This window comes from Pantoea sp. SGAir0418, from assembly GCF_043529865.1.
This window is the reverse complement of the sequence record NZ_CP027911.1, coordinates 1,558,952-1,583,547: the sequence shown is the minus strand read 5'-3', so window position 1 is coordinate 1,583,547 and position 24,596 is coordinate 1,558,952. Positions and strand designations below refer to the sequence as shown.

Below are 24,596 nucleotides of genomic sequence, written 5' to 3'. Positions count from 1 at the left end.
TTCATGTAGTGAAAGCACCATGCAAAAAAATAACCGACGTAATAAGCGTCGGTTATGTTTTGTCTTTTGCAGGGCGCGTATTTTGCCCCAACTTAGGCCATCGACACAAGATGTTGGATCAATTCTTCTGTCGGTCAGGCGTTCTTTAACATCCAGTCAATTTCCGTGGCGGTGATCAGCCGTTCAAACTCGCGCAGTTCATACTGTTTGCAGCTGTGCCACACGCCGCTGAAACGCTCGCCGAGCAGCTTTTGCAGCGGATAGCTGTTTTCAAACTCGTACAGCGCATCGCTCTGGCGAATCGGCAGTTCCAGCCCTTCCGCCTCGTGGCCATTGCCCTTCACCGGATGCGGTAAGGGTAGCTGATTATCCAGACCGTGCAAGATACCGGCAATAATTGCTGACACCACCAGATACGGATTGGCATCGGCGCCCGCCACACGGTACTCGACGCGATGGTTTTCTACATCGCCGCAGGGAATGCGTAGCGCCACCGTGCGGTTATTGTGTCCCCATGACGCCTGCAGCGGCACAAACGCCTCCGGCAGGAAGCGGCGAAACGCGTTGACGTTGGGCGCCAGCAGCGCCATTGATGCCGGCATCAGATCGATCATGCCAGCCAGCGCCCGCTTCAGCAGCGGCGAATCGCTGCCATCATCCAGCGCAAAGGCGTTGTGGTCGGCGGCATCCAGCATACTGATGTGTACGTGCATGCCGCTGCCCGCATACTCCTCATACGGCTTGGCCATAAACGTGGCGGTCATGCCGTGATTTTCTGCCACCTGACGCACCAGCCGCTTCAGCAGAATGGCGTCGTCGCAGGCTTTGAGGATATCGCGCGTATGGTGCAGGTTAATTTCGAACTGGCCCGGCGAGGCTTCCGCCAGCGCGCCGTCGGCGGGGATATTCTGCAGTTTCGCCAGCGCGTCGATATCGCGCAGTACGTCGGCGAAATGGTCGAGATTATCCAGCGAATAGACCTGACTCTGCATATTGCGCTCTTCACTACCCGGCGCACACGGCGGCTGAATATAGCCTTCGGCATCGCGCTTTTTGTCCACCAGATAGAACTCCAGCTCTACCGCTACCACCGGAAACAGACCGCGATTGCGCAGCTGTTGCCACAGCTGGTTCAGCACGTTTCGGGGTTCAACGTCAAAGGGAGTGCCATCTTGGTCGCACATGGTCAGCAGCAGCTGGGCGATGCGTTGCGGGTCAGAGGCGGAAGGAATTAAGGTCCCAGGGACCGGTATGCAGAGGTTATCAGGTTCGCCGAGCGCCTGTCCGAGGCCGGCTTCCTCGACGGTGTTGCCGAGAATGTCCATGGCGAAAACCGAGGCCGGAAAGTAACACCCTTTTTCCAGCTTGGCTAACGCGGAGACGGGAATGCGTTTACCGCGAAATACCCCGTTGAGATCGTTTAACAGAATATCGACATACTGCGTTTCCGGATGGCGTTCCAGCCAGGTTTTCACCTCCAGCTGGAACGCGCTGGTTCGTTTTTCTTCACTGTGTCGCGTGAAGTCTTCTACTTCCACGAGGTTCGTCATCTTCCCACCCGCCCTATACCGTTTAAGATGGTTTGCACATGCTCAAAATAACAGCCACACCTCTAACATAGCTCTAACGCAAATGGTGTGCAAATGTAACAATTCTGTTTGAAGAACAACCAGACGGTTGCTAGATTGACAATATATTGCACACTTTTTCTACTTAGCGCGCAAAACCGGCGAAAATATTGAACAGCAGCGTGGAGACGTAATGGGCATTATTTTTGACAAGCCTTTGATTGGCGTAGTGATGTGCCAGAACCCCATCGGCAACCACGTTGGGCAGACCGTGCATAACAAATACCTCGACGCCGTGGTGCTGGCTGGTGGCGTGCCGCTGCCGTTACCGCATCAGCTGATGCACGCGCCGCAGCTATTAGAAAACAGTATGACGCTGCTGGACGGCATTTTGCTCACCGGCAGCCCAAGCAATATTGAACCCTGGCATTACGGTGAAGAGGGTCATGAGGCGCATGCTGATCCGTCGCGTGACCGCTTATCCTTTGCGCTTATCACCCACGCCAGCGGGAAAAAGATGCCGATGCTGGGCATCTGCCGCGGTTTGCAGGAGCTGGTGGTCGCCAACGGCGGCGCGCTGCATCGCCAGCTGCATCAGACGCATCTGTTTCAGGAGCACCGCGAAGATGACAGCCAGCTGCTGGAACAGCAGTACGCGCCGGCGCATCTGGTGCAGCCCGAACCCGATGGCCTGCTGAGCCAGCTGCTCGGCAGCGCTGCCGCGTTCGCGGTCAATTCGCTGCACGGCCAGGGCATCCGCGAGCCGGGTCCGCAGTTACGCATTGAAGCCCGCGCGCCGGATGGCCTGATCGAAGCCGTCAGCCTGCGCCAGCATCCGTTTGCGCTGGCGGTGCAGTGGCATCCGGAGTGGCAATCCGATCGCGATCCGGTCTCGCGCCGTTTATTCGAGGCCTTTATCCACGCCGCAGCACGTTATCACAAGGAAAAGCAGCCATGAATGATGCCACTCTGGCGCCCGGACGACGCTTATCGCAAATCCGGCAGGAGTTGGGATTGTCTCAGCGTCGCGTCGCTGAGTTGTCAGGTTTAACACACAGCGCTATCAGCACTATTGAGCAGGATAAAGTCAGTCCGGCGGTCAGCACATTACAAAAGCTACTCAAAGTGTATGGGCTGTCGCTGTCGGAGTTTTTCTCGGAGCCGAAAGAGAATGCCACGCCGCGCATCATCGTACGCCCGGATGATTGCGTTGAGATCGGCAGTCTCGGTGTTTCTTTACAGCTGATTGATAACGGTGCGGCGAAGCGTGCGCTGGCGATGCTGCTGGAGCGCTACGAGCCGGGGGCCAGCACCGGTGAAAAGCTGCGCCATCCGGGGGAAGAGACCGGCACGGTGCTGGAGGGGGAAATCACCCTGGTGGTGAACGGTCAGAGTTATCACCTTAACCGCGGCGAAAGCTACGTGATTGATACCGGTTTGCCGCACAGTTTTACCAATACGTCAGATCAGCCGTGTCGCATTGTCAGCGCGCATACGCCCGCCAATTTCTGAGTTCACGCGCTACAGGAGGTTATGATGCACCACGTGCAAAGTTATTACGCCGCGACCGCCAACGCGCACGCGCCGTGGCCGCAGCTGCAGGAGAGCATTCAGTGTGACGTCTGCATCATCGGCGGCGGGTTTACCGGGCTCTCTTCCGCGCTGTTTCTCACCGAAGCCGGTTACGATGTGGTGGTGCTGGAAGCGGCCCGCGTCGGCTTCGGCGCCAGCGGCCGCAACGGCGGCCAGGTGGTGAATTCTTACAGCCGCGATGTCGATGTGATTGAGCAGCGCTACGGCAAACAGACTGCGCAGATGCTGGGCAGCATGATGTTCGAAGGGGCGGAGATTATCCGCGACCGTATCGATCGTTACGCCATCGCCTGCGACTATCGTCCCGGCGGCATTTTTGCAGCCCTCAATCAGCGCCAGATGGGGCATCTGCGCAGCCAGCAGGCCAGCTGGGCGCGTTACGGCAACAGCGATCTGGAGCTGCTGGACGAGCGCGGTATCCGCCGTGAAGTGGCCACCGACCGTTACGTCGGCGGTCTGCTGGACCGGCGCGGCGGTCATCTGCATCCGCTCAATCTGGCGTTAGGTGAAGCCGAGGCAATTCGCCGGCACGGCGGCCGTATTTATGAGCAGTCGGCGGCGCTGGCAGTGACCTACGGCGCACCCAACCGGGTCAAAACCGCGCAGGGTGAAGTCAGCGCCACCTTTGTGATTTTTGCCGGCAACGCCTATCTGCCCTCGCAACTGGAACCTCGGCTGGGGCGCAAAAGCATGCCGTGCGGCTCGCAGATCGTCACCACCGAGCCGCTGAGCCGCGATCAGGCGCTGGGGCTGATGCCCAATAACCACTGTGTGGAAGATTGTAACTATCTGCTGGATTACTTCCGCCTGACTGCCGACAACCGCCTGCTGTACGGCGGCGGCGTGGTGTATGGGGCGCGCGAACCGGAAGACATCGAGGCGTTGATCCGGCCCAAGCTGCTGCGCACCTTTCCGCAGCTGCGCGATGTGAAGATCAGCCATCGCTGGAGCGGTAACTTCCTGCTCACGCTGTCGCGTATGCCGCAGTTTGGTCAGCTGGAGAAGAATGTTTTCTTTATGCAGGGCGATAGCGGACACGGTGTGACCTGCACGCACCTCTCCGGCAAGCTGATTGCCGAAGTGCTGCGCGGCCATGCAGAGCGATTTGATGCGTTTGCGAAGCTGCCGCACCTGCCGTTTCCCGGCGGAAGACGCTTTAAGGTGCCACTGACGGCGATGGGCGCGGCCTGGTATGCGTTAAGGGATCGGCTGGGGGTTTAGGTGGGTGCGGTTTGCTGCCCTCACCCCGGCCCTCTCCCACGGGGAGAGGGAGAATGATGGTGCGTTCATCTGCATAGAGAGGGAGAATGACAGTGCGTTCATCTGTATGGAGAAGGAGAATGGCCGTGAGATCATCTGTCTGAGGTTAATGCTGCCGTTTGTCAAAGTGACGAAACCAGCGAAATAAACGCTCGGGCGGTTCCCTCTCCCGCGGGCGGGAGAGGGTTAGGGTGAGGGCAACCCCGCACCGCCCCTACTCCAGCGGCATCTTCATCGGGTCATCGTAGCTGTATTCAAACCCCAGCTCGTGACAAATCTTCGAACCGTCAATCACCTTGCCGCTGGCGCGCACCGGCTCGGCAACAAACGTCGGTGGCACCAGGCCTAACTGCTTCGACACGCTCGGGTAAAAGCTGTCGCGTGAAGGATGTTTCGGGGCGCACAGGTTGTAAACGTGCCCGCCCTTCGGCGTTTGCAGCAGCAGCACAATCGCGTCGACCACATCATCAAGATGCACCAGGTTCACCGCGTGCGCGCCGTTTTCCAGGTTGGTTTTACCGGCGAGGAAACGCCCCGGATGGCGGTTCGGGCCGACCAGTCCGGCGAGACGCACGATATCCACACTGGTGCCCGGCAGGTCATGCAACCAGTTTTCCAGCTCCACCAGCGTTTTGCCTGCCACCGTCTCCGGCTGCAGCGCACTGCTCTCTTTTCTCACGCCGTCGCCGCTGCCGTATACCGAGGTAGAGCTGGTAAAGATGATGCGCGGCACTTTATTCGCCAGCGCGGTATCGACCACGTTCTGCACCGCCTGCATGTAATCTTCGCCACCCTGCACGGTGCGGCTGGCGGGCAGCGTCACCACCAGCGCATCCACCGCCATCAGCGCGGCCAAATCGTCTGCTTCACACTCCAGCTCCGGTGACAGCACCAGCTGAAACGCATCAATACCGCAGCGGCGCGCCGCATCGACGCCGTCCGGTGAAGTTTTGCTGCCGGTCACCTGCCAGCCGCGCGCTGACAGCGCCATCGCCAGCGGCATTCCCAGCCATCCCAGACCTACAATCGCGACCTTTTTCATATCGACTCCTGCTCTCCCGCGCTAAGACATCCCATCTTAGTGCCAGCGCGCCAGCCAGACCAGCGCAAACTGTTGCCGAAGGTTGCGAAAACTGACGTTAAAAAAGGGTTGCCAAGCGCCGCCATCTTCGTTAGGTTAATCAGCACGCAAATGAATACTCATTCAGCAACGGAATTTTTTATGACACGCGTTCAGTTCAACCACCATCATCACCATCACCCTGACTAGTCTTTCAGGCGATGTGTGCTGGAAGACGTTTAGGATCTTCCAGTGGTGCGAGCGCAAAGAGAGCCCCCGGAAGATCGTCTTCCGGGGGTTTTTTTATGGGCGAACGCAACCCGATACGCTTCAGACAGGATTGAATAAGAGGACAGGAACCATGTTAGATAACACCCGTTTACGCATAGCTATGCAGAAATCTGGCCGTTTAAGTGATGATTCACGCGAACTGCTGGCACGCTGCGGTATCAAAATTAACCTTCAGCAGCAGCGTCTGATTGCGTTTGCGGAGAACATGCCGATCGATATCCTGCGCGTGCGCGATGACGATATCCCTGGTCTGGTGATGGACGGCGTGGTCGACCTCGGTATCATCGGTGAAAACGTGCTGGAAGAGGAGCTGCTGACGCGTCGCGCGCAGGGCGAAGATCCGCGCTACTTCACGTTGCGCCGCCTTGATTTCGGCGGTTGCCGCCTGTCGCTGGCGATGCCAGTCGATGACGAGTACACCGGTCCGCTATGCCTGAATAATGCCCGTATCGCCACCTCTTACCCGCACCTGCTGAAGAAATACCTCGATAAACAAGGCATCGCGTTTAAATCCTGCCTGCTGAACGGCTCCGTTGAAGTGGCACCGCGCGCCGGTCTGGCCGATGCCATTTGCGACCTGGTCTCCACCGGCGCCACGCTGGAAGCCAACGGCCTGCGTGAAGTTGAAGTGATCTACCGCTCCAAAGCGGTGCTGATTCAGCGCGATGGCGAACTGCCGGCGGCGAAACAGCAGCTGGTGGACACGCTAATGACGCGTATTCAGGGCGTGATTAAAGCGCGTGAATCCAAATACATCATGCTGCACGCGCCAAGCGAGCGGCTGGAAGAAGTTATCGCCCTGCTGCCGGGTGCCGAGCGCCCTACCGTGCTGCCGCTGGCCGGCGAAGTGAGCCGCGTGGCGATGCACATGGTGAGCAGCGAAACGCTGTTCTGGGAAACCATGGAAAAACTGAAGGCGCTGGGTGCCAGTTCGATCCTCGTGCTGCCAATTGAAAAAATGCTGGAGTAACCGATGAGCGCAATCATGCAACCTATCGACTGGCAGGCGTGCAGTGCCGAACAGCAGCAGGCGCTGCTGCAGCGTCCGGCTATTTCGGCATCGGCCAGTATCAGCGCCACCGTGCAGGACGTGCTGGTGCAGGTAAAACAGCAAGGCGACGCGGCGCTGCGGGCGTTCAGCGCGCGCTTCGACAAAGCCGAGGTGGAGAATCTGCGCGTGTCCGCCGCTGAGATGCAGGCGGCCGGCGAGCGGCTGAGCGACAGCTTAAAGCAGGCGATGGCAGACGCCATGGCGAATATCGAAACCTTCCACAACGCGCAGATTCTGCCGCCGGTGGATGTGGAAACCCAGCCGGGCGTACGCTGCCAGCAGATCACCCGTCCGGTGAAGTCGGTCGGCCTGTATATTCCTGGCGGCTCCGCACCGCTGTTCTCTACCGTGCTGATGCTGGCGACGCCAGCGCGCATCGCCGGCTGCGGTCGTGTGGTGCTTTGCTCGCCGCCGCCAATTGCCGATGAAATTCTGTACGCGGCGCAGCTGTGCGGCGTGCAGGAAGTGTTTCAGGTCGGCGGCGCGCAGGCGATTGCCGCCCTCGCCTTCGGTACGGAATCTGTGCCGAAAGTGGACAAGATTTTTGGCCCGGGCAACGCGTACGTGACCGAAGCGAAACGCCAGGTCAGCCAGCGTCTCGACGGCGCGGCGATCGACATGCCTGCCGGTCCGTCTGAAGTGCTGGTGATTGCGGATGAAGGCGCGACGCCGGCGTTTGTCGCCTCCGATTTGCTGTCGCAGGCCGAGCACGGTCCGGATTCCCAGGTGATCCTGCTGACGCCTTCGCGGCAGCTGGCTGACGCCGTGGCGCTGGCGGTTGAACAGCAGCTGGCGCAGCTGCCGCGCGCCGCCACCGCGCGTCAGGCGCTGGAGAGCAGCCGCCTGATCGTGGCGCAGGATCTGGTGCAGTGCGTTGAGATTTCCAATCAGTACGGCCCGGAGCACCTGATTATTCAGACGCGCCAGCCGCGCGCGCTGGTTGAGGAGATCACCAGCGCCGGTTCGGTGTTCCTCGGCGACTGGTCGCCGGAATCCGCCGGTGATTATGCCTCCGGTACCAATCACGTGCTGCCGACCTATGGCTACACCGCGACCTGCTCCAGCCTTGGGCTGGCCGATTTCCAGAAACGCATGACGGTCCAGGAGCTGACGCCGCAGGGCTTCCTCAACCTCGCCGCCACCATTGAAACCCTCGCCGCCGCGGAACAGCTGGACGCGCACAAAAATGCCGTGACCCTGCGCGTCGCCGCCCTGAAGGAGCAAGCATGAGCAACAACGTTGAAGATTTAGCCCGCGCCAACGTGCGCGCGCTGACGCCGTATCAGTCTGCTCGTCGCCTCGGTGGCAACGGTGACGTGTGGCTGAATGCGAACGAATTTCCGCTGCCGGTGCCGTTTGAGCTGTCGCAGCAGACGCTGAACCGCTATCCGGAGTGCCAGCCAAAATTAGTCATTTCGCGCTATGCCGCCTATGCCGGCGTCCAGCCGGAGCAGGTGCTGGTGAGCCGCGGCGCGGATGAAGGGATTGAGCTGCTGATGCGCGCCTTCTGCGAGCCGGGCAAAGACGCCATTCTGTTCTGCCCGCCGACCTACGGCATGTACAGCGTCAGCGCCGAAACCATCGGCATTGAGTACCGCACCGTGCCGGCACTGGACAACTGGCAACTCAACCTGCCCGCCATTGCGGACCAGCTGGACGGCGTGAAAGTGGTGTACATGTGCAGCCCGAACAACCCGACCGGCAATCTGATTAATCAGGATGACATCCGCCAACTGCTGGCGATGACCGCCGGCAAAGCGCTGGTGGTCGCCGACGAAGCCTATATCGAGTTCTGCCCGCAAGCGACGCTGGCCAGCTGGCTGCAGGAGTTCCCGCACCTGGTGATTCTGCGCACGCTGTCGAAAGCCTTTGCGCTGGCTGGCCTTCGCTGCGGCTTTACGCTGGCCAACAAGCCGGTGATCGATCTGCTGCTGAAAGTGATTGCACCTTACCCGCTGGCGACGCCGGTGGCCGACGTGGCGGCGCAGGCGCTGAGCGAGCAAGGCATCGCGCTGATGCGTCAGCACGCGCAGCAGCTTAACGACAACCGCGCCTGGCTGTGCGAACAGCTGCCGCAGCTGAGCGTGGTGCAGCAGGTCTTCCCGAGCGAGACCAACTACATTCTGGCGCGCTTCACTGACTCGCCAAAAGTGTTTAAAACGCTGTGGGATCAGGGCATTATTCTGCGCGACCAAAACAAAAACCCTGGCCTGGCGGGATGTCTGCGCATCTCCATCGGCACCCGTGAAGAGTGCGAGCGCCTGATCGCCGCGCTGCAAGCCTTATCTGTGGAGCAAGCATGAGTCAGAAGATCCTTTTTATCGACCGCGATGGCACCCTCATCTCTGAGCCGCCGACGGATTTTCAGGTGGACCGTATGGAGAAGCTGGCGTTTGAGAAGAACGCCATCCCGGCCCTGCTGGCGCTGCAGGAGGCGGGTTATCAGCTGGTGATGATCACCAACCAGGACGGCCTCGGCACTGAACGTTTCCCGCAGGCCGATTTTGACGGCCCGCACAACCTGATGATGCAGATCCTGCGCTCACAAGGCGTGAACTTCAGCGACATTCTGATCTGCCCGCACCTGCCGGAAGAGAACTGCGACTGCCGCAAGCCAAAGACCAAAATGGTCGAAGCCTGGCTGGCCGACGGCGCGCTGGATACCGCCAACAGCTATGTGATTGGCGACCGTCTGACCGACATCCAGCTGGCGCAGAACATGGGCATTCAGGGCCTGCGCTACGGTGCGGAAGGCGAAGACTGGGACGCGATTCAGGCGCGCCTGACCAAACGCGATCGTCACGCGCTGGTGAACCGCAACACCAAAGAGACGCAGATTAAAGTGGAAGTGTGGCTGGATCGCGAAGGCGGCAGCAAAATTAACACCGGCGTCGGCTTCTTTGATCACATGCTGGATCAGATCGCCGTGCACGGCGGCTTCCGCATGAACATCGAGGTGAAAGGCGACCTGTATATCGACGATCACCACACGGTAGAAGACACCGGCCTGGCGCTGGGCGAAGCGCTGCTGAAGGCGCTGGGCGACAAGCGCGGCATCGGCCGCTTCGGCTTCGTGCTGCCAATGGATGAGTGCCTGGCGCGCTGCGCGCTGGATATCTCCGGCCGTCCGCACCTCGAATACAAAGCCGAGTTCAGCTACCAGCGCGTTGGCGACCTGAGCACCGAAATGGTCGAGCACTTCTTCCGCTCGCTGTCGTACGCCATGATGAGCACGCTGCACCTGAAAACCAAAGGCCGCAACGATCATCACCGCGTAGAAAGCCTGTTCAAAGCCTTTGGCCGCACGCTGCGTCAGGCGATTCGCGTTGAGGGCAACACCCTGCCGAGCTCGAAAGGAGTGCTGTAATGAACGTGGTGATTCTTGATACCGGCTGCGCCAACCTCTCTTCAGTTAAGTGGGCGATTGAGCGCCTTGGCTACACGCCCGCGGTGAGCCGCGATCCGGACGTGGTGCTGCGCGCCGACAAACTGTTTCTGCCCGGCGTCGGTACCGCACGGGCGGCGATGGACCAGCTGCAGGAGCGCGATCTGATCGAGCTGGTGAAAGCCTGCACCCAGCCGGTGCTCGGCATCTGTCTCGGCATGCAGCTGCTCGGACGCGGCAGCGATGAGAACGGCGGCGTCAGCACGCTGGGCATCGTTGATGAGCCGGTATCGCTGATGGATACCCAGGGTTTACCGCTGCCACACATGGGCTGGAACCAGATCACCGCGCAGGCCGGCAATCACCTGTTCCGCAACATTCCGGACGGCAGCTACTTCTACTTTGTGCACAGCTACGCCATGCCGGTGAATGCCGCCACCATCGCCCAGTGCGACTATGGCCTGCCGTTCACGGCCGCCCTGCAGAAAGATAACTTCTTCGGCGTGCAGTTCCACCCGGAGCGCTCGGGTAAAGCTGGCGCGCAGCTGCTGAAAAACTTCCTGGAGATGTGATGATTATCCCCGCATTAGATTTGATCGACGGCAAAGTGGTACGCCTGCATCAGGGCGACTACGGCCAGCAGCGCGATTACGGCAACGATCCCCTGCCGCGCCTGCAGGATTATGAACGCCAGGGCGCGGAAGTGTTACATCTGGTGGATTTGACCGGGGCGAAAGATCCGGCAAAGCGCCAGATCCCGCTGCTAACCACGCTTTTACGCGGCGTCAGCGTGCCGGTGCAGGTTGGTGGCGGTATTCGTCATCGTGACGATGTGGCCGCCCTGCTGGCAGCCGGCGCCACGCGCGTGGTGGTTGGCTCCACCGCAGTCAAGCAGTTGGAAGAAGTGAAAGGCTGGTTCAGCGAATTTGGTGCCGACGCCATTGTGCTGGCGCTTGACGTGCGCATTGACGCCAGCAATCGCAAAGACGTGGCGATCAGCGGCTGGCAGGAAGCGGCAGGCGTGACGCTGGAAGAGGTGATTGGCTGGTATCAGCCGGTGGGCCTGAAACATGTGCTGTGCACTGATATTTCGCGCGACGGCACGCTGAGCGGTTCCAACGTGGCGCTGTATCAGGAAGTGTCCCAGGCGTTTCCGGACATCGCGTTCCAGTCTTCCGGCGGCATCGGTTCACTGGATGATATCGCCGCCCTGCGCGGCAGCGGTGCCCAGGGTGTGATTGTCGGTCGCGCCCTGCTGGAAGATAAATTTACGGTAGCGGAGGCAATTGCATGCTGGCAAAACGGATAATCCCCTGTCTGGACGTGCGTGACGGGCAAGTAGTGAAAGGCGTGCAGTTCCGCAACCACGAAATCATTGGCGACATCGTTCCGCTGGCGCAGCGCTATGCCCAGGAAGGCGCTGACGAACTGGTGTTTTACGATATCACCGCCTCTTCCGACGGCCGCGTAGTGGATAAAAGCTGGGTATCGCGCGTGGCGGAAGTGATCGATATTCCGTTCTGCGTCGCCGGTGGCATCAAAACCCCGGAAGATGCGGCGCGCATTCTGCAGTTTGGCGCAGATAAGATCTCCATCAACTCGCCCGCGCTGGCCGATCCGACTCTGATAACCCGGCTGGCAGATCGCTTCGGCGTACAGTGCATCGTGGTCGGCATCGATACCTGGTTTGATGAAGCCAGCGGCAAGTATCACGTCAATCAGTATACCGGCGACGAAGCGCGCACCCGCGTTACCCAGTGGGAAACGCTGGACTGGGTAGAGGAAGTGCAGAAGCTGGGCGCTGGCGAGATCGTACTGAATATGATGAACCAGGACGGCGTGCGTAACGGCTACGACCTGGTGCAGCTGAAGAAAGTGCGTGACGTGTGTAAGGTGCCGCTGATCGCCTCCGGCGGTGCAGGAACCATGGCGCACTTCCTCGAAGCATTCGAGCAGGCAAACGTCGACGGCGCGCTGGCGGCTTCGGTGTTTCACAAACAAATTATCAATATCGGCGAGTTGAAAAACTTCCTGATCGACAACGGTGTGGAGATTCGCGCGTGTTAACTGCAGAACAACTGGCCAGACTGGACTGGGCCAAAACCGCGGGCATGATGCCCGTCATCGTCCAGCACAACGTCTCCGGCGAAGTGCTGATGCACGGTTATATGAACGAGGACGCGCTGCACAAGACGCTGGCCGACGGCAACGTCACCTTCTTCTCCCGCACCAAAAACCGTTTATGGACCAAAGGCGAAACGTCGGGCCACTTCCTCAAAGTGGTCAGCATCACGCCGGATTGCGATAACGACACGCTGCTGGTGCTGGCCAATCCGATTGGCCCCACCTGCCATCTCGGTACCTCAAGCTGCTTTTCGCCTGCCGCACCGGACTGGACTTTCCTGTATCAGCTGGAGCAGCTGCTGGCCTCGCGTAAAAGCGCCGATCCGGCCAGCTCCTATACGGCGAAGCTGTACGCCAGCGGCACCAAGCGCATTGCACAGAAGGTGGGAGAAGAAGGTGTTGAGACCGCGCTGGCCGCTACCGTCAATGACCGCCACGAACTGACTAACGAAGCCTCCGACCTGCTGTACCATCTGCTGGTGCTGCTGCAGGATCAGGAGCTGGACCTCAGCACCATCATCAACAACCTGCGCGCACGCCATAAGTAACGATTGTGCGCCATGCTGCTCAAAACGGGCTTTCTGGCTCGATTTTGAGCAGCATACTTCGCAAAAGAGTGCGATCAATTGCACTTCATCAGAATGGAAACCTCCATGACCACGCATGAAAAACTGCTCGCCCTGCTCGATCAGCACAACGCCCGTTACCGACTCATGGAGCATGAAGCGACCGGTAAATGTGAAGCCGTGGCCGCGATTCGTGGCACAGAAGTGGGACAAGGTGCCAAAGCGCTGGTGTGTCACGTCAAGGGCAACGGCATCAAACAGCATGTGCTGGCGGTGCTACCGGCCGACCAGCAGGCCGACCTGAGTAAAGTGGCAGCCGCCGTGGGTGGCCGTCGCGCCTCGCTGGCCTCGCCGGCTGAGGTGGATGCGCTGACCGGCTGCGTATTTGGCGCGATTCCGCCGTTTAGCTTTCATGCGGATTTACAGCTGGTGGTCGACCCGCTGCTGTTCGAGCGCTACGACGAAATTGCCTTTAACGCCGGGCTGCTGGAGAAGTCGGTGGTACTGCAGGTGGAGGATTACCGCGCACTGCATAATGGTAACGTGATGAAAATAATACTCTAATTGCCATACACCACGCTGAGCGGTACTCTCGATGACTTATCATCACGACAAAAGAAGACCGCAACTATGGCAAGTTCCCGTTTTACCGCCCGTCTGCGCCAGACGCTGGCACTGGCTGTGCTGGCAGGCTGCGCGTTCGGCGCTCAGGCAAAAATCGATCAGGTGCGTTTCGCCGTTGATCCAACCTATCCCCCTTTTGAATCCAAAACGCCGCAGGGCAAGCTGGTCGGGTTTGACATCGACCTCGGCAATGCGCTGTGCGCGCAGATGCAGGCCAAATGCGTGTGGGTCGAGAGCCAGTTCGACGGCATGATCCCGGCGCTGAAGGCGCGTAAGTTTGACGCCATCCTGTCGGATATGGGTATCACCGAAGAGCGTCTGAAGCAGATCGACTTCACCGTGCCGCTGTATGACACCCACACCCAGCTGATTGCGCGTAAAGGCTCCGGCCTGCTGCCCACCGCGGAATCGCTGAAAGGCAAAACCGTGGGCGTGGAACAGGGCACCGTGCAGGAGCGCTACGCGCTGGCAAAATGGCAGCCGCACGGCGTGAACGTGGTGCCGTATGGCGATCAGGCACAGGTCGAGAGCGACCTGATTTCCGGACGCCTTGACGTGGTGTTCACCGATGCCGCACAGGCCGCAAACGGTTTCCTGAAACATCCGCAGGGCAAAGATTTCGAGCTGGCTGGCCCGATTGTGCAGGATCCGATTATCGGCCCCGGCACCGCCATCGGCCTGCGCAAAGGCGACACCGAATTAAAAACCGTGCTGGATAACGCCTTCGCGGAAATCAAAAAGAACGGTACCTTTGATACCTTGCAGAAGAAGTATTTTGCGACGGATATCTCTATTAAGCCGTGATCGATGGGGCGGCGCATTTGCCGCCCTTTTTCCAGCAGAACTATAATTCCCTTCATCAATTTCATGCGGCGCGGCCACGAGCGTGCCCAGACACAGGACATCGACAGCGTTATGCAACAACAACATCATCCTTTGTTAAGCGCGACGCTGGGCACCCAGCGGGAAATTGTCAGCTTCCACTTCGGCACCGACTCACAGCAGCGGGTGTATATTCAGGCGGCGCTGCACGGCGATGAACTGCCGGGCATGGCGGTGGCGTGGTATCTCAAGCAGAAGCTGCTGGCGCTGGAGTCAGCGGGCAAGCTGAAAGCCAAAGTCACTTTGGTGCCGGTCGCGAATCCGCTCGCGCTGGGTCAGCACTGGCACGGCACTCACCTCGGACGTTTTCATACTCTTTCTGGTCAGGATTTTAACCGTCGCTTCCCGGCGCTGGGCGATACGCTGGCGGCAGAACTGGCGGGCTCGCTGACACAGAGTGAATATGAAAACAAACGACTGATTCGCGACGCCATCGATCGTCACTACCGCGACCGCATCGCCAAAACCGAACTGGAGGCCCAGCGCTTTACCCTGATGCGCATGGCCAGCCAGGCAGACCTGATGATTGACCTGCACTGCGACTGGGATGCCTTGCCGCATCTTTACACCACACCGCACGCCTGGCCGCAGATTGAGCCGCTGGCGCGCTGGCTTGGCAGTGAAGTGCAGCTACTGGCGCAGATCTCCGGCGGAGAGCCGTTTGATGAGGCCTGCTGCGAACCCTGGCTGACGCTGGCTGAGCGTTTTGGCAAGGACTACCCGATGCCGCGCGGGCTGCTGCCGGTGACGCTGGAACTGCGCGGCGTAGCCGATGTGTCGCCGGAACAGGCGGAGAAAGATGCGGATGCGATTATCAATGCGCTGATTGAAGGGGGATATATTGCCGGAGAAACCGGAGACTCCCCTGCCCTGATCCATGCACCAACCCAGCTGGCGGGCTGTGAGTACATCCACGCACCTCACTCCGGACTGCTGCTGAACCGCAGAAAATTAGGCGAGTGGATTAAAGCGGGCGAAGTGGTGGCGGAGATTGTCGACCCGATCAATGACTACGTGACACCGCTGGTGGCTGAGTTTGGCGGCGTGCTGTATGCACGAAACCTGACCAAGTTTGTCACGGCCGGAATGCTGGTGGTGAGGCTGGCGGGGGAAAATGCGGGACGTAAGGGGGAGTTGCTGGTGGTATAAGAAAAAAGGCTTCCCGAAGGAAGCCTTTTTACAATTAGTCCAGCCACTCAGTATGGAATACACCGTCTTTATCAATACGCTTATAAGTGTGCGCACCAAAGTAGTCGCGCTGCGCCTGAATCAGGTTGGCAGGCAGTACTTCTGAGCGATAGCTATCGTAGTATGCAATTGCCGCGGAGAAGGTTGGCGTTGGAATACCGTTCTGGATGGCATAAGAGACAACATCACGCAGCGCCTGCTGATATTCATCAGCGATGTTTTTGAAGTAGGGATCCAGCAACAGGTTTGCGATGTTAGCATCGGTCGCATAAGCATCAGTAATTTTCTGCAGGAACTGTGCACGGATGATGCAGCCAGCACGGAAGATCTTCGCGATTTCACCGTAATGCAGATCCCAGTTGTTCTCTTCTGAAGCCGCACGCAGCTGAGAGAAGCCCTGAGCATAAGAAACGATCTTACCCAGATACAGTGCTCTGCGCACTTTCTCAATGAACTCAGCTTTGTCACCGGTGAAGGCTTGCGCCTGAGGGCCGCTCAGCACTTTAGAAGCTGCAACACGCTGTGACTTGAGTGAAGAGAGGTAACGTGCGAACACGGACTCAGTGATCAGAGAAAGTGGCTCGCCAAGATCCAGGGAGCTCTGGCTGGTCCATTTACCGGTACCTTTGTTGGCTGCCTCGTCCAGAATCACATCAACCAGGTATTTACCGTCTTCATCTTTCTTGGTGAAGATATCTTTGGTGATGTCGATCAGGTAGCTGCTCAGTTCACCGTTGTTCCAGTCAGTGAAGGTTTTAGCCAGCTCTTCATTGTTCAGACCTAGTGCGCCTTTAAGTAAAGCGTATGCTTCTGCAATCAGTTGCATATCGCCATACTCGATACCGTTGTGCACCATCTTCACATAGTGACCAGCACCGTCCGGACCGATGTAAGTAACGCAGGCCTCACCGTCTTCTGCACGCGCAGCAATTTTATCCAGAATTGGCGCTACCAGTTCATACGCTTCTTTCTGACCGCCAGGCATGATCGATGGGCCTTTCAGTGCGCCCTCTTCGCCGCCGGAGACACCGGTACCGATGAAGTTGAAGCCCTGATCAGATAGTTCTTTATTACGACGGATAGTGTCTTTATAGAAGGTGTTACCACCATCAATCAGAATGTCGCCCTTATCAAGGTGTGGCGTCAGTGAAGCGATGGTTTTGTCTGTCGCTTCACCTGCCTGTACCATCAGAAGGATGCGGCGGGGTTTTTCTAACGACTCAACAAACTCTTCCACGGAGTAATAAGGAGCAAGTTTTTTGCCCTGATTTTCAGCGATAACTTCATCAGTCTTTTCACGTGAACGGTTAAAGATTGAGACTGTGTAACCGCGGCTTTCGATGTTAAGAGCAAGGTTGCGCCCCATCACTGCCATACCTACAACGCCGATCTGTTGCTTGGACATTACATACTCCTGTCTGTGGTCTCGCTAGGTGTTACCAGTAACACCATTCAGTAAGTGACCAATATGTTAACTCATGAGAGGTGATAAGAGGTAATTATTGATGCTTTTTAAGAAATGCAGCGAGTGATGAAATTTACTTATTTAACAGAGACATATACAAACCTGCATAACTTTCAATCATCTTGTCTGCTGTAAAAAGTTTTTCGAATCGTTGTTGAGCAGCCTGGCCAAAGGTACGAGCCTTCTCTGGGTTGAACCAGATCTCATCCATAGCTTTGCGTAAAGCCCTGGGGTCTGAAGGCGGGACAACCAGACCGGTAAGGCCGTCAATGTTGATGAAAGTAGTACCGGTTCCAATTTCGCTTGAAATCAGTGGTTTTGAGTACAAAGCCCCTTCAAGCAAAGAAATACCAAAAGCTTCTGAACGAAGATGTGAAGGAAAAACTAAGCAAGTGCAAAGCTGTAATAACGCAGATTTATCGTCATCCTGTAATGCACCAAGGAAATGAATATTGTCGATACCCAATGACTGGGCTTGCGCTTTCAGTTCAGATTCAATGGGTCCCGCACCAACAATGACAACAGGATAATCACTACCAGCGACAGCATCGATGAGTATGTGAAGCCCTTTATAGTAACGAAAGGTCCCAATGAAAAGAAAAAAGCCGTTAGGGAATCGCTGGGACCACTTTTCTAATACCTGGGGATCATTGTTTTGATAAAAACTTTCATTCAGACCGTAGGGAATAACCTTAACTTTATCTTTAAATTTTTGCAGAATCGGGCTACTTTCGACATAATTTGGTGATGCAGCGACAATGCAATCTACACTGGAAAGGAACCTATTCATCAATGGTGTATAAAGTTTTAGCAGGGCCTTTTGTTTAACAATATCGGAATGATAGCTTACAATCGATGGCTTTTTTGTAAAATTCGAGAAATGCAGGACATCCATAAACGGATAGGGAAAATGATAATGAATAATATCTGCCTGTGTTGCTAGCTTTTTAAACTCAGTAATAGCAGCAAATGAAATTGGCGTAGATGCATACTCTAATGATGTTTTAACACGATGAATAGTATGATGATCCAACATTGAAATAGCATCATCAAAATCAGGACTATGCGTAAAAACCGTTGATTGGATATTTTCTTTCACCCCGCCTTCAGCGAGCTGATAAATAACTTGCTCAATACCACCAAAAGTATCCGGGTAATATGTTTTATAGCAGTGAAGGACTTTTATCATATTAATTTAGAAACCTGATCATACGCTTCTATCGTTTTATCGGCACAAAATGACCACGAAAAATTTTGGGCCTGACTAAGACCAACCTGGATCATTTTCTGTTTCAACTCCTCATCATTAATCATCAATTTTAGATAATGCGTGAGCAATTCTATGTCTTCCGGTTCATGCATTAACGCGGCATCTCCAACGACTTCAGGTAATGACGTTGCATTTGAACAAATAACGGGAGTGCCAGATGACATAGCCTCCAAAACTGGTAATCCAAACCCTTCATAAATCGAAGGGAAGAGGAAACTGTTAGCAGCGCTAAAGAGCATGGGTAAATCGCTACCTGGTACAAAGCCTAAATATTTCAACCAGCCTTCCCGCTCACCTTTATCAAAAAGACGAAAGAGCTCTTCATTTTCCCAGCCTTTATATCCGCTAATAACGAGCGGGAAATTGTTCTTCTCTTGTAATGACAAGCGATCGTATGCACGTAGAAGCGTTAAAATATTTTTTCTGGGTTCGATTGTACCAGTATAAAGAAAGAAGCGACGCCATTTTAAATGATACTTATCCAATACTGCGTGAACATCCTCTTGAGTGCGCGAATGAAATTGGTGATTACACGCCAATGGTGCAACTGAAATTTTCTTTTCATCCAAAGAAAAAAATTCCATCAACTCATTTTTGGTATAATACGAATCCGTAATCAATACCGAAGCACGCTTTACAGTGTTACGCAACTCTTTCTGCATGAGATGTACTCTCCCAGCAGGATGGAACTGTGGCCAATGAAATACTGACAGATCGTGAAAAGTCGCAACGCAATTTTTAACACGCGGAGGGAGATAATAATTAGGACTATGGTAAATGTATTCTTTGAATTTCTTAAGTGCCCGGGACTTTAAATGAGGAAAAACAAGGCGATAAACTTCACTAACTATTTTGCTTTTTTGTAACTCTCGCTTAAGCGACTGAACGGATTGCGAAGATTCACTTGCAACCGCCAATGAATCTCTTATTCTTGCTCCATGCAAAAAAGTAAGTGAAAGTTTATCTTCCCGTTGCTGAAGTTGTTTCGCCAGTTCAAAAGCATAACGCCCGATACCCGTTAAAGGGTATTTTATGCAATCCGTCGAGAAAACAACCTCTAGCTTTTTGTTTCCAGCATCCATTTCAGAGTTTCCCTAAGTGGTACTTTTTGCATTTCATGGCCAATCAGACTATTCAGCAACGAAATATCACCGCACAACTCTTTGATTTCATTTGGTCTAACAAAACCAGGGTTCACCTCAATAGTTATGGAGTGGCCGGTAATGTCTTCACAAAGGCTAATAACATCTCTAAGTGAGTGCATCTCTCCAGTAGCAACATTGACCACTTCCCCAAAAGCTTTACACTTCAGTAATTCAGCATAGCATTTAACCAAATCTCGTACATCAGAGAAGTCACGCCATACATCTATATTACCAAGTTCAATAACGTCTTTGCGTTCGCGGAAATGTTTAACAATTTTAGGAATTAAAAAATTTTCAGCTTGTCCCACTCCCGTGTAGTTAAAAGGACGGGTAATAATTAATGGCAACCTATCTTTAAACAGGTTAGCCATATATTCCATAGCTAGCTTACTAACGGCATAATCATTAGCAGGATTCGGAAGCGTTGATTCATCAAGCTTACCAGCAATATTATTTCCATAAACGTTTGCGCTACTTGCCACTAATACGGCTTCGGGCATTTTCTTTGTTTCAGTTAACGCAGATAGCAAGTTACGCGTGCCGGAAAGGTTGACATCATAGAATGCGTTCGGATTTGAGTGACCAACAAAAGCAATTGCTGCCAGATGAACGACCACATCGGGACTTATACAATCTACTGCGTTTTTAACTTGAATATTATCTGTGAGATCTACTTGAAAATAATTATCGATATTATCCGAGCAAGCTGAACCCAGGCCATAAACATCATATCCAGCAGCGGAAAGTTCCGCTGCCATATAATGGCCAGTAAAGCCCTTGATCCCGGTGATCAATGCTTTTTTGCCATTAGTCATATTAGAAAGAGAATCCTTGTTCGTTACGGCGAAGATCTTCTTTAACCATCATAGCACATAACTCTTCAAGAGTAGTTTTAGGTTCCCATCCAAGAATATCTTTAGCACGCTGAGGATTACCGATCAGTAATTCAACTTCGGCTGGACGGTAGAATTTCGGATTCACTTTTACAACAACTTTATTTGTTGCCACGTCAATTGCCACTTCCTGTTCGTCTTTACCTTCGAAACGTAATTCAATATCAGCAGCTTTAAATGCCATTGACACGAAGTCACGTACAGTTTCTGTTCGGTTGGTAGCAAGTACAAAGGTATCCGGTTCATCTGCCTGAAGCATCAACCACATTCCTTCTACATACTCTTTAGCAAAGCCCCAGTCGCGTTTCGCATCAAGGTTGCCCAGTTCAAGTACATCAAGCTTACCCAGTTTGATTTTTGCCACTGAATCAGTGATTTTCCGAGTAACAAACTCCTGACCACGCAGTGGAGATTCATGATTAAACAAAATACCGCTTGAGGCAAAGATGTTATAGCTTTCACGGTAGTTAATCGTCATCCAGTGGGCATAAAGCTTAGCTACGCCATATGGGCTACGCGGATAAAATGGTGTATCTTCTTTCTGTGGAATAGCCTGAACTTTTCCAAACATCTCTGATGTCGAAGCCTGATAAAAACGGATCTTCGGGTTAACAATACGAATTGCTTCGAGCAGATTAACAGGTCCAATACCGGTAATTTCTGCAGTGGTTAGTGGTTGTTCAAAAGAGACACCAACAAAGCTCTGAGCGGCTAAGTTATAAACCTCCGTTGCACCACTTTGCTGTAATAAACGAATACTAGCGGAAAGATCGGTAAGATCGTATTCAACCAAATGCAAATTACTGTGATTCTTGATACCTAGCTCTTCAATACGCCAGAAATTTACTGAGCTGGTACGCCGGTAGGTACCATAAACTGTATAGCCTTTATTAAGGAGTAATTCTGCAAGGTAGGCGCCATCTTGTCCGGTGATTCCAGTAACTACTGCTGATTTCATATTTTATTACCTGAATTGATATTTAAAGAATGGTAAAGCTCAAGTGATTGTTGAGCCGAATTATAAGATGACAAATGACGGACTCTTTCATTTGCTCCAGCGCTTAATTTATTGTATAGGTCATGATCCTGTTCCAATAACTCTATTTTTGAAGAAAGATCTAAGGCATCACCATCGTTGAAAAGCAAACCACAATTACCATCAATAACGACTTCTGGGATAGCTCCAGCATTACTTGCTATAACTGGTTTACCATGAACAAAGGCCTCCAATGGTACTAACCCAAACGATTCATATCTTGATGGGAAAATAACAACATCACATAGTGCATATGCTTTTTCGCGATCAAAGTTACTGACCTCACCTATGTATTCAATATTATTTACATTAGTGAATCTTGTTGCAAGTATTTCATCAATAGGTATTGATGAACTCCCAGCGATGACAAAGCTAGCTTTGCTCTCAGATGAAAATTTATTATTATATATTTCAATAGCATCTAAGAGAATATCAATGCCTTTTCGGAGCTCTAGCCTTCCCAGGAAAAGAAATATTTTTTCACCTCTTTCCTTTCTTTCTTTCAAACTGTAAAGAGGAGAGTCAGAAGAAAGGACACCATAGCCTTGTGATACCTCATATGAAGGCCAGTAAGCAATACCCGCATTAATTTTTATGTAATTAACCGAATTGGCAGGATCATATTTCTTAATGAAGGTATTCTTTATGGAATCGCTTATAGGTACTACTGCATTAGCTCGATTGACTATTTGAGTTTCGAAATGCGATAAATAATTCAAATCCGAAGAATTCATACCCCAATTGTTCATCTCATTAGCAACTTTGAGAGGAGTAACCAATCTGATTACTAACGGGATATTTAATTTGTCTTTGACTAAGCTAAAACTATAGACTTCCGAATCCCACAGGCAAGAATCAACAATTGATACAGGCTCAATTTCATTGAGAGCATCAATTTCAATAGCAACTCTTGTTGACCAATTAAGTATTGAGTTAGCCAGATCAGAATCCGGAATTATATTATTATGAATACCGTTTTTTTCAAGAGCAATAAGTTTAAAACGCCCCCGTTCTAGCACATTGCTTTCTTCACTTTCAGTAATTACGGTTACAAAATTTCCTGCAAGCAACAGCTCGCTAGCAAGATGATAGTATAATGTACCTATCCCACCCGCCTTTGTGAAAGGTGGAAATTCTTTACTGACTATAACAATGTGAAGTCTTTGAAAAGACTTTTCAAACTGATTGAATGGTAAAAAATCCTTTTCGATTTCCTTTTCTTCCAATAAGACAGGAGATCTTTTTGCAGCCTCTCTTCCAGCAGCATAACCATCCCAAATATTTTTAAGATATCTCTCGAATTCTTCCTTTGTTATCTCTCCAGTGCTCATTCCATGTTGAATATAAGCGACCCGATCTTTCTTTATAAGATTCTCAAGTTCTTCTTTGAGGAAAGATTCTGGAGCATTCGCATAAGTGAATGCGAAATATACGGTATTTTTAACAATTGAAAACCAATTATAGTTATATTTATTGATTCTATTTTCGCTTTGTGCGAATTCATGTCTTAAGTACGCATCTTTGCAATGATTTATAAGAAAACCATTTTTAATTAATCTGAAACAAACATCAGTTTCATCTAAAAAATAATCGTATTCTTCATTAAATCCGCCCACAGAAATCAAATAATCTCGCCGAAAAACTGAGTTAGTACCTAATAAAGAGCGATTATATTCAGGGTCCATTACAACATCTTGGCTAGGATTTATGATTCCACTACCATAATGGTCTACAAAAATGTCTTCTGCCTGAAAAGCTAGTGTTCCAGCATAATACGTTGGACCTCCAGCACCAGCTACAAAATTATGCGTACTATTGAAGTAGTTTTGAATTCTTTCGAACCAGTCCAAAAAAGGAATTGCGTCATCATCGATGAAAGCAACTAAATCACCGCTGGCAGCACTTATCCCTAAATTTCTTGAAACAGAAAGATTGCGTACTGAGTTGTTTACTAATTTTATCTTCCCTTTCCATTTCTCCAAAACCTGAGAAGTATGGTCCGTAGAGGGACCGTTAACCACAATGACTTCAAAGTTGTTACTATAACTTCGTTCAAGGTATTCAAGACATCTTGCCAAATGATCAGCCCTGTTGAAGGTACAGATAACAACTGAAACATTCTTGAAATTTTCAGCATTCGGAAGAATTGTTGTAAAAAATGAGTCGGCGAAATTCTTCCAGGATTCATAATTATTATTGCTTAAAACCTGATTTTGAAAATCGATTATTGCTTTTCTATAGTCATCATCGCTTAAAACTTTGTTGAGCTTTATTTCCAATTCAATCTGATCATCAAAAAGCCCTTGTGAGCCACCAAGAGTCTCGCTAACAGCAGCTTTATTTAAGGCTAGAACAGGAATCTGATATTGTGATGCCTCCAGTAAAGGCACACCAAATCCTTCATGTTCGCTAAAAGAAATAAAACATGCTGCATTTTTATACAACTCATCAAGTTCGCCTTCAGAAACAGCGCCTGTTATTATTACACTGTCATTTAATTTATAATCATTAATTTTACTGACAACTAATTTATAATAGTCTGATGCAGTGTCAAACTTACCGACTATATATAATCTCCCCACCTCGTTGCTTTTTCTATATAGGTTATAAAATTCGATGAGCTTGTGTTGACATTTATTCTCACATATTCTACCAACAAAGATTATATCTTTATTTATTTCTTTTAAAGTTCTTACTCGGTCAAGCTTTCTATCATCGATAATAATAGGTAATTTTTTGGTCCTGCCCGGATTAAACCCTAACTCAGTTATCTCCTGAATATTGTAAAAACTATCACCTGTCACGTAATTAAACTTATTATAAATTTCAGCTAGTTGTTCCCTTCCTTTTTTACACAACTTGTAGAGAAAAGAGCCCTTAGAGAAAAAATAATGAGGAGTGATATTATGGTAATGAAGTATTTTTAAACCTTTGCTTGAAATAACTTTATTCGCACAATATTCAGAAAAAGCCGAAAAATGGAATAGAATAATATCATCATCAGTTGTATCAAGATGATCAATATATTTAACCATTGATTCTCTCTGAGGATGGAAATGTTTGACATAAATTTCAGACTGCAATCCATAATTAGTCTTCACGTACTCATCAATGTTAACAACATGATTAGAGCACGCGTCATACATATCTAAAGACTCAATTACTTGAATAAACCTTCCTTTGTAATGAGTATAC

General features: G+C 52.3%; 23 protein-coding genes and 1 other annotated feature. Of the genes, 15 read left to right on the top strand and 8 right to left on the bottom strand.

Annotation, left to right across the window (positions count from 1 at the left end; all coding sequences use genetic code 11):
• Window positions 1–134: 134 nt before the first annotated feature.
• Complete coding sequence (locus C1N84_RS07140; protein WP_238561823.1) at window positions 135–1,550, bottom strand: glutamine synthetase family protein; 1,416 nt, start codon at window positions 1,548–1,550, stop codon at window positions 135–137.
• Between the two features lie 211 nt (window positions 1,551–1,761).
• Between C1N84_RS07140 and puuD the strand changes: the two genes are divergently transcribed.
• Genes puuD through C1N84_RS07125 form a run of 3 tightly spaced genes read left to right on the top strand, consistent with a single transcriptional unit; the run spans window position 1,762 to window position 4,382 of the window.
• Window positions 1,762–2,526 (top strand): gamma-glutamyl-gamma-aminobutyrate hydrolase, encoded by a 765-nt coding sequence (gene puuD, locus C1N84_RS07135; protein ID WP_394541821.1) that lies wholly within the window; start codon window positions 1,762–1,764, stop codon window positions 2,524–2,526.
• Entirely contained in the window at window positions 2,523–3,080 is a 558-nt protein-coding gene (gene puuR / locus C1N84_RS07130) for an HTH-type transcriptional regulator PuuR (RefSeq protein ID WP_058757319.1), read from the top strand. The genes puuD and puuR overlap by 4 nt, the downstream gene beginning before the upstream one ends.
• Before the next feature lie 21 nt (window positions 3,081–3,101).
• Complete coding sequence (locus C1N84_RS07125) at window positions 3,102–4,382, top strand: NAD(P)/FAD-dependent oxidoreductase (protein WP_058771096.1); 1,281 nt, start codon at window positions 3,102–3,104, stop codon at window positions 4,380–4,382.
• A gap of 253 nt (window positions 4,383–4,635) precedes the next feature.
• Here the strand turns inward: C1N84_RS07125 and C1N84_RS07120 are convergent, their stop codons facing one another.
• Window positions 4,636–5,463, bottom strand: coding sequence for an SDR family oxidoreductase (locus C1N84_RS07120; protein ID WP_058757317.1), 828 nt, complete (start codon window positions 5,461–5,463; stop codon window positions 4,636–4,638).
• 180 nt (window positions 5,464–5,643) lie between these two features.
• On the opposite strand from C1N84_RS07120, the gene hisL reads away from it, so the two are divergent.
• From hisL to C1N84_RS07060, 12 genes are all read left to right on the top strand, one after another.
• Window positions 5,644–5,691, top strand: a complete 48-nt coding sequence (gene hisL, locus C1N84_RS07115; protein ID WP_100396937.1) for a his operon leader peptide — start codon at window positions 5,644–5,646, stop codon at window positions 5,689–5,691.
• Window positions 5,667–5,788, top strand: a sequence feature (His leader region). (Overlaps the previous gene by 25 nt.)
• A gap of 54 nt (window positions 5,789–5,842) precedes the next feature.
• Window positions 5,843–6,742 (top strand): ATP phosphoribosyltransferase, encoded by a 900-nt coding sequence (hisG, locus tag C1N84_RS07110; RefSeq protein WP_264442860.1) that lies wholly within the window; start codon window positions 5,843–5,845, stop codon window positions 6,740–6,742.
• A 3-nt stretch (window positions 6,743–6,745) separates the two neighbouring features.
• Complete coding sequence (hisD, locus tag C1N84_RS07105) at window positions 6,746–8,053, top strand: histidinol dehydrogenase (protein ID WP_264442857.1); 1,308 nt, start codon at window positions 6,746–6,748, stop codon at window positions 8,051–8,053.
• On the top strand, window positions 8,050–9,126 hold the full coding sequence (gene hisC, locus C1N84_RS07100; protein WP_264442854.1) for a histidinol-phosphate transaminase: 1,077 nt from the start codon (window positions 8,050–8,052) through the stop codon (window positions 9,124–9,126). Before hisD ends, hisC begins: the two co-directional genes overlap by 4 nt.
• On the top strand, window positions 9,123–10,190 hold the full coding sequence (gene hisB / locus C1N84_RS07095) for a bifunctional histidinol-phosphatase/imidazoleglycerol-phosphate dehydratase HisB (RefSeq protein ID WP_021509354.1): 1,068 nt from the start codon (window positions 9,123–9,125) through the stop codon (window positions 10,188–10,190). The genes hisC and hisB overlap by 4 nt, the downstream gene beginning before the upstream one ends.
• Window positions 10,190–10,780, top strand: coding sequence for an imidazole glycerol phosphate synthase subunit HisH (hisH, locus tag C1N84_RS07090; protein ID WP_021509353.1), 591 nt, complete (start codon window positions 10,190–10,192; stop codon window positions 10,778–10,780). The genes hisB and hisH overlap by 1 nt, the downstream gene beginning before the upstream one ends.
• On the top strand, window positions 10,780–11,517 hold the full coding sequence (hisA, locus tag C1N84_RS07085; RefSeq protein WP_264442849.1) for a 1-(5-phosphoribosyl)-5-[(5-phosphoribosylamino)methylideneamino]imidazole-4-carboxamide isomerase: 738 nt from the start codon (window positions 10,780–10,782) through the stop codon (window positions 11,515–11,517). The genes hisH and hisA overlap by 1 nt, the downstream gene beginning before the upstream one ends.
• Entirely contained in the window at window positions 11,499–12,275 is a 777-nt protein-coding gene (hisF, locus tag C1N84_RS07080) for an imidazole glycerol phosphate synthase subunit HisF (RefSeq protein ID WP_021509351.1), read from the top strand. The genes hisA and hisF overlap by 19 nt, the downstream gene beginning before the upstream one ends.
• On the top strand, window positions 12,269–12,880 hold the full coding sequence (gene hisIE, locus C1N84_RS07075) for a bifunctional phosphoribosyl-AMP cyclohydrolase/phosphoribosyl-ATP diphosphatase HisIE (RefSeq protein ID WP_021509350.1): 612 nt from the start codon (window positions 12,269–12,271) through the stop codon (window positions 12,878–12,880). Before hisF ends, hisIE begins: the two co-directional genes overlap by 7 nt.
• A 105-nt stretch (window positions 12,881–12,985) precedes the next feature.
• Window positions 12,986–13,462: a YbaK/prolyl-tRNA synthetase associated domain-containing protein gene (locus C1N84_RS07070; protein ID WP_072209928.1), complete on the top strand. Its 477-nt coding sequence runs from the start codon at window positions 12,986–12,988 to the stop codon at window positions 13,460–13,462.
• Window positions 13,463–13,528: 66 nt separating this feature from the next.
• Window positions 13,529–14,326, top strand: a complete 798-nt coding sequence (locus C1N84_RS07065; RefSeq protein ID WP_264442842.1) for an ABC transporter substrate-binding protein — start codon at window positions 13,529–13,531, stop codon at window positions 14,324–14,326.
• Between the two features lie 111 nt (window positions 14,327–14,437).
• Entirely contained in the window at window positions 14,438–15,553 is a 1,116-nt protein-coding gene (locus tag C1N84_RS07060) for a succinylglutamate desuccinylase/aspartoacylase family protein (RefSeq protein ID WP_264442839.1), read from the top strand.
• A gap of 34 nt (window positions 15,554–15,587) precedes the next feature.
• Here the strand turns inward: C1N84_RS07060 and gndA are convergent, their stop codons facing one another.
• The 6 genes from gndA to C1N84_RS07030 all read right to left on the bottom strand — a co-directional run bounded on the left by gndA (window position 15,588) and on the right by C1N84_RS07030 (window position 24,502).
• The gene (gene gndA, locus C1N84_RS07055) at window positions 15,588–16,997 is read right to left on the bottom strand and encodes an NADP-dependent phosphogluconate dehydrogenase (protein WP_058771656.1); all 1,410 of its coding nucleotides are present in this window, start codon (window positions 16,995–16,997) and stop codon (window positions 15,588–15,590) included.
• Between the two features lie 133 nt (window positions 16,998–17,130).
• Window positions 17,131–18,246 (bottom strand): glycosyltransferase family 4 protein, encoded by a 1,116-nt coding sequence (locus tag C1N84_RS07050; protein ID WP_276557013.1) that lies wholly within the window; start codon window positions 18,244–18,246, stop codon window positions 17,131–17,133.
• Window positions 18,243–19,409 (bottom strand): glycosyltransferase family 4 protein, encoded by a 1,167-nt coding sequence (locus C1N84_RS07045; protein WP_394541820.1) that lies wholly within the window; start codon window positions 19,407–19,409, stop codon window positions 18,243–18,245. Before C1N84_RS07045 ends, C1N84_RS07050 begins: the two co-directional genes overlap by 4 nt.
• A complete protein-coding gene (locus C1N84_RS07040) occupies window positions 19,385–20,287 on the bottom strand; it encodes a GDP-mannose 4,6-dehydratase (protein WP_264442832.1) in 903 nt (300 codons plus the stop codon). The genes C1N84_RS07045 and C1N84_RS07040 overlap by 25 nt, the downstream gene beginning before the upstream one ends.
• Window position 20,288: 1 nt before the next feature.
• Entirely contained in the window at window positions 20,289–21,323 is a 1,035-nt protein-coding gene (gmd, locus tag C1N84_RS07035) for a GDP-mannose 4,6-dehydratase (protein ID WP_264442829.1), read from the bottom strand.
• Window positions 21,320–24,502: a glycosyltransferase gene (locus C1N84_RS07030; protein ID WP_264442827.1), complete on the bottom strand. Its 3,183-nt coding sequence runs from the start codon at window positions 24,500–24,502 to the stop codon at window positions 21,320–21,322. Before C1N84_RS07030 ends, gmd begins: the two co-directional genes overlap by 4 nt.
• Window positions 24,503–24,596: the final 94 nt, after the last annotated feature.

Bases quoted from the DNA above. Each gene is read 5' to 3' on its own strand.
- gmd (WP_264442829.1), bottom strand. From the start codon at position 21,323: ATGAAATCAGCAGTAGTTACTGGAATCACCGGACAAGATGGCGCCTAC.
- C1N84_RS07140 (WP_238561823.1), bottom strand. From the start codon at position 1,550: ATGACGAACCTCGTGGAAGTAGAAGACTTCACGCGACACAGTGAAGAA.
- gndA (WP_058771656.1), bottom strand. From the start codon at position 16,997: ATGTCCAAGCAACAGATCGGCGTTGTAGGTATGGCAGTGATGGGGCGC.
- C1N84_RS07060 (WP_264442839.1), top strand. From the start codon at position 14,438: ATGCAACAACAACATCATCCTTTGTTAAGCGCGACGCTGGGCACCCAG.
- C1N84_RS07070 (WP_072209928.1), top strand. From the start codon at position 12,986: ATGACCACGCATGAAAAACTGCTCGCCCTGCTCGATCAGCACAACGCC.
- hisB (WP_021509354.1), top strand. From the start codon at position 9,123: ATGAGTCAGAAGATCCTTTTTATCGACCGCGATGGCACCCTCATCTCT.
- hisH (WP_021509353.1), top strand. From the start codon at position 10,190: ATGAACGTGGTGATTCTTGATACCGGCTGCGCCAACCTCTCTTCAGTT.
- hisF (WP_021509351.1), top strand. From the start codon at position 11,499: ATGCTGGCAAAACGGATAATCCCCTGTCTGGACGTGCGTGACGGGCAA.
- puuD (WP_394541821.1), top strand. From the start codon at position 1,762: ATGGGCATTATTTTTGACAAGCCTTTGATTGGCGTAGTGATGTGCCAG.
- C1N84_RS07125 (WP_058771096.1), top strand. From the start codon at position 3,102: ATGATGCACCACGTGCAAAGTTATTACGCCGCGACCGCCAACGCGCAC.
- C1N84_RS07050 (WP_276557013.1), bottom strand. From the start codon at position 18,246: ATGATAAAAGTCCTTCACTGCTATAAAACATATTACCCGGATACTTTT.
- C1N84_RS07065 (WP_264442842.1), top strand. From the start codon at position 13,529: ATGGCAAGTTCCCGTTTTACCGCCCGTCTGCGCCAGACGCTGGCACTG.
- hisC (WP_264442854.1), top strand. From the start codon at position 8,050: ATGAGCAACAACGTTGAAGATTTAGCCCGCGCCAACGTGCGCGCGCTG.
- C1N84_RS07120 (WP_058757317.1), bottom strand. From the start codon at position 5,463: ATGAAAAAGGTCGCGATTGTAGGTCTGGGATGGCTGGGAATGCCGCTG.
- puuR (WP_058757319.1), top strand. From the start codon at position 2,523: ATGAATGATGCCACTCTGGCGCCCGGACGACGCTTATCGCAAATCCGG.
- C1N84_RS07045 (WP_394541820.1), bottom strand. From the start codon at position 19,409: ATGGATGCTGGAAACAAAAAGCTAGAGGTTGTTTTCTCGACGGATTGC.
- hisD (WP_264442857.1), top strand. From the start codon at position 6,746: ATGAGCGCAATCATGCAACCTATCGACTGGCAGGCGTGCAGTGCCGAA.
- hisA (WP_264442849.1), top strand. From the start codon at position 10,780: ATGATTATCCCCGCATTAGATTTGATCGACGGCAAAGTGGTACGCCTG.
- hisG (WP_264442860.1), top strand. From the start codon at position 5,843: ATGTTAGATAACACCCGTTTACGCATAGCTATGCAGAAATCTGGCCGT.
- C1N84_RS07040 (WP_264442832.1), bottom strand. From the start codon at position 20,287: ATGACTAATGGCAAAAAAGCATTGATCACCGGGATCAAGGGCTTTACT.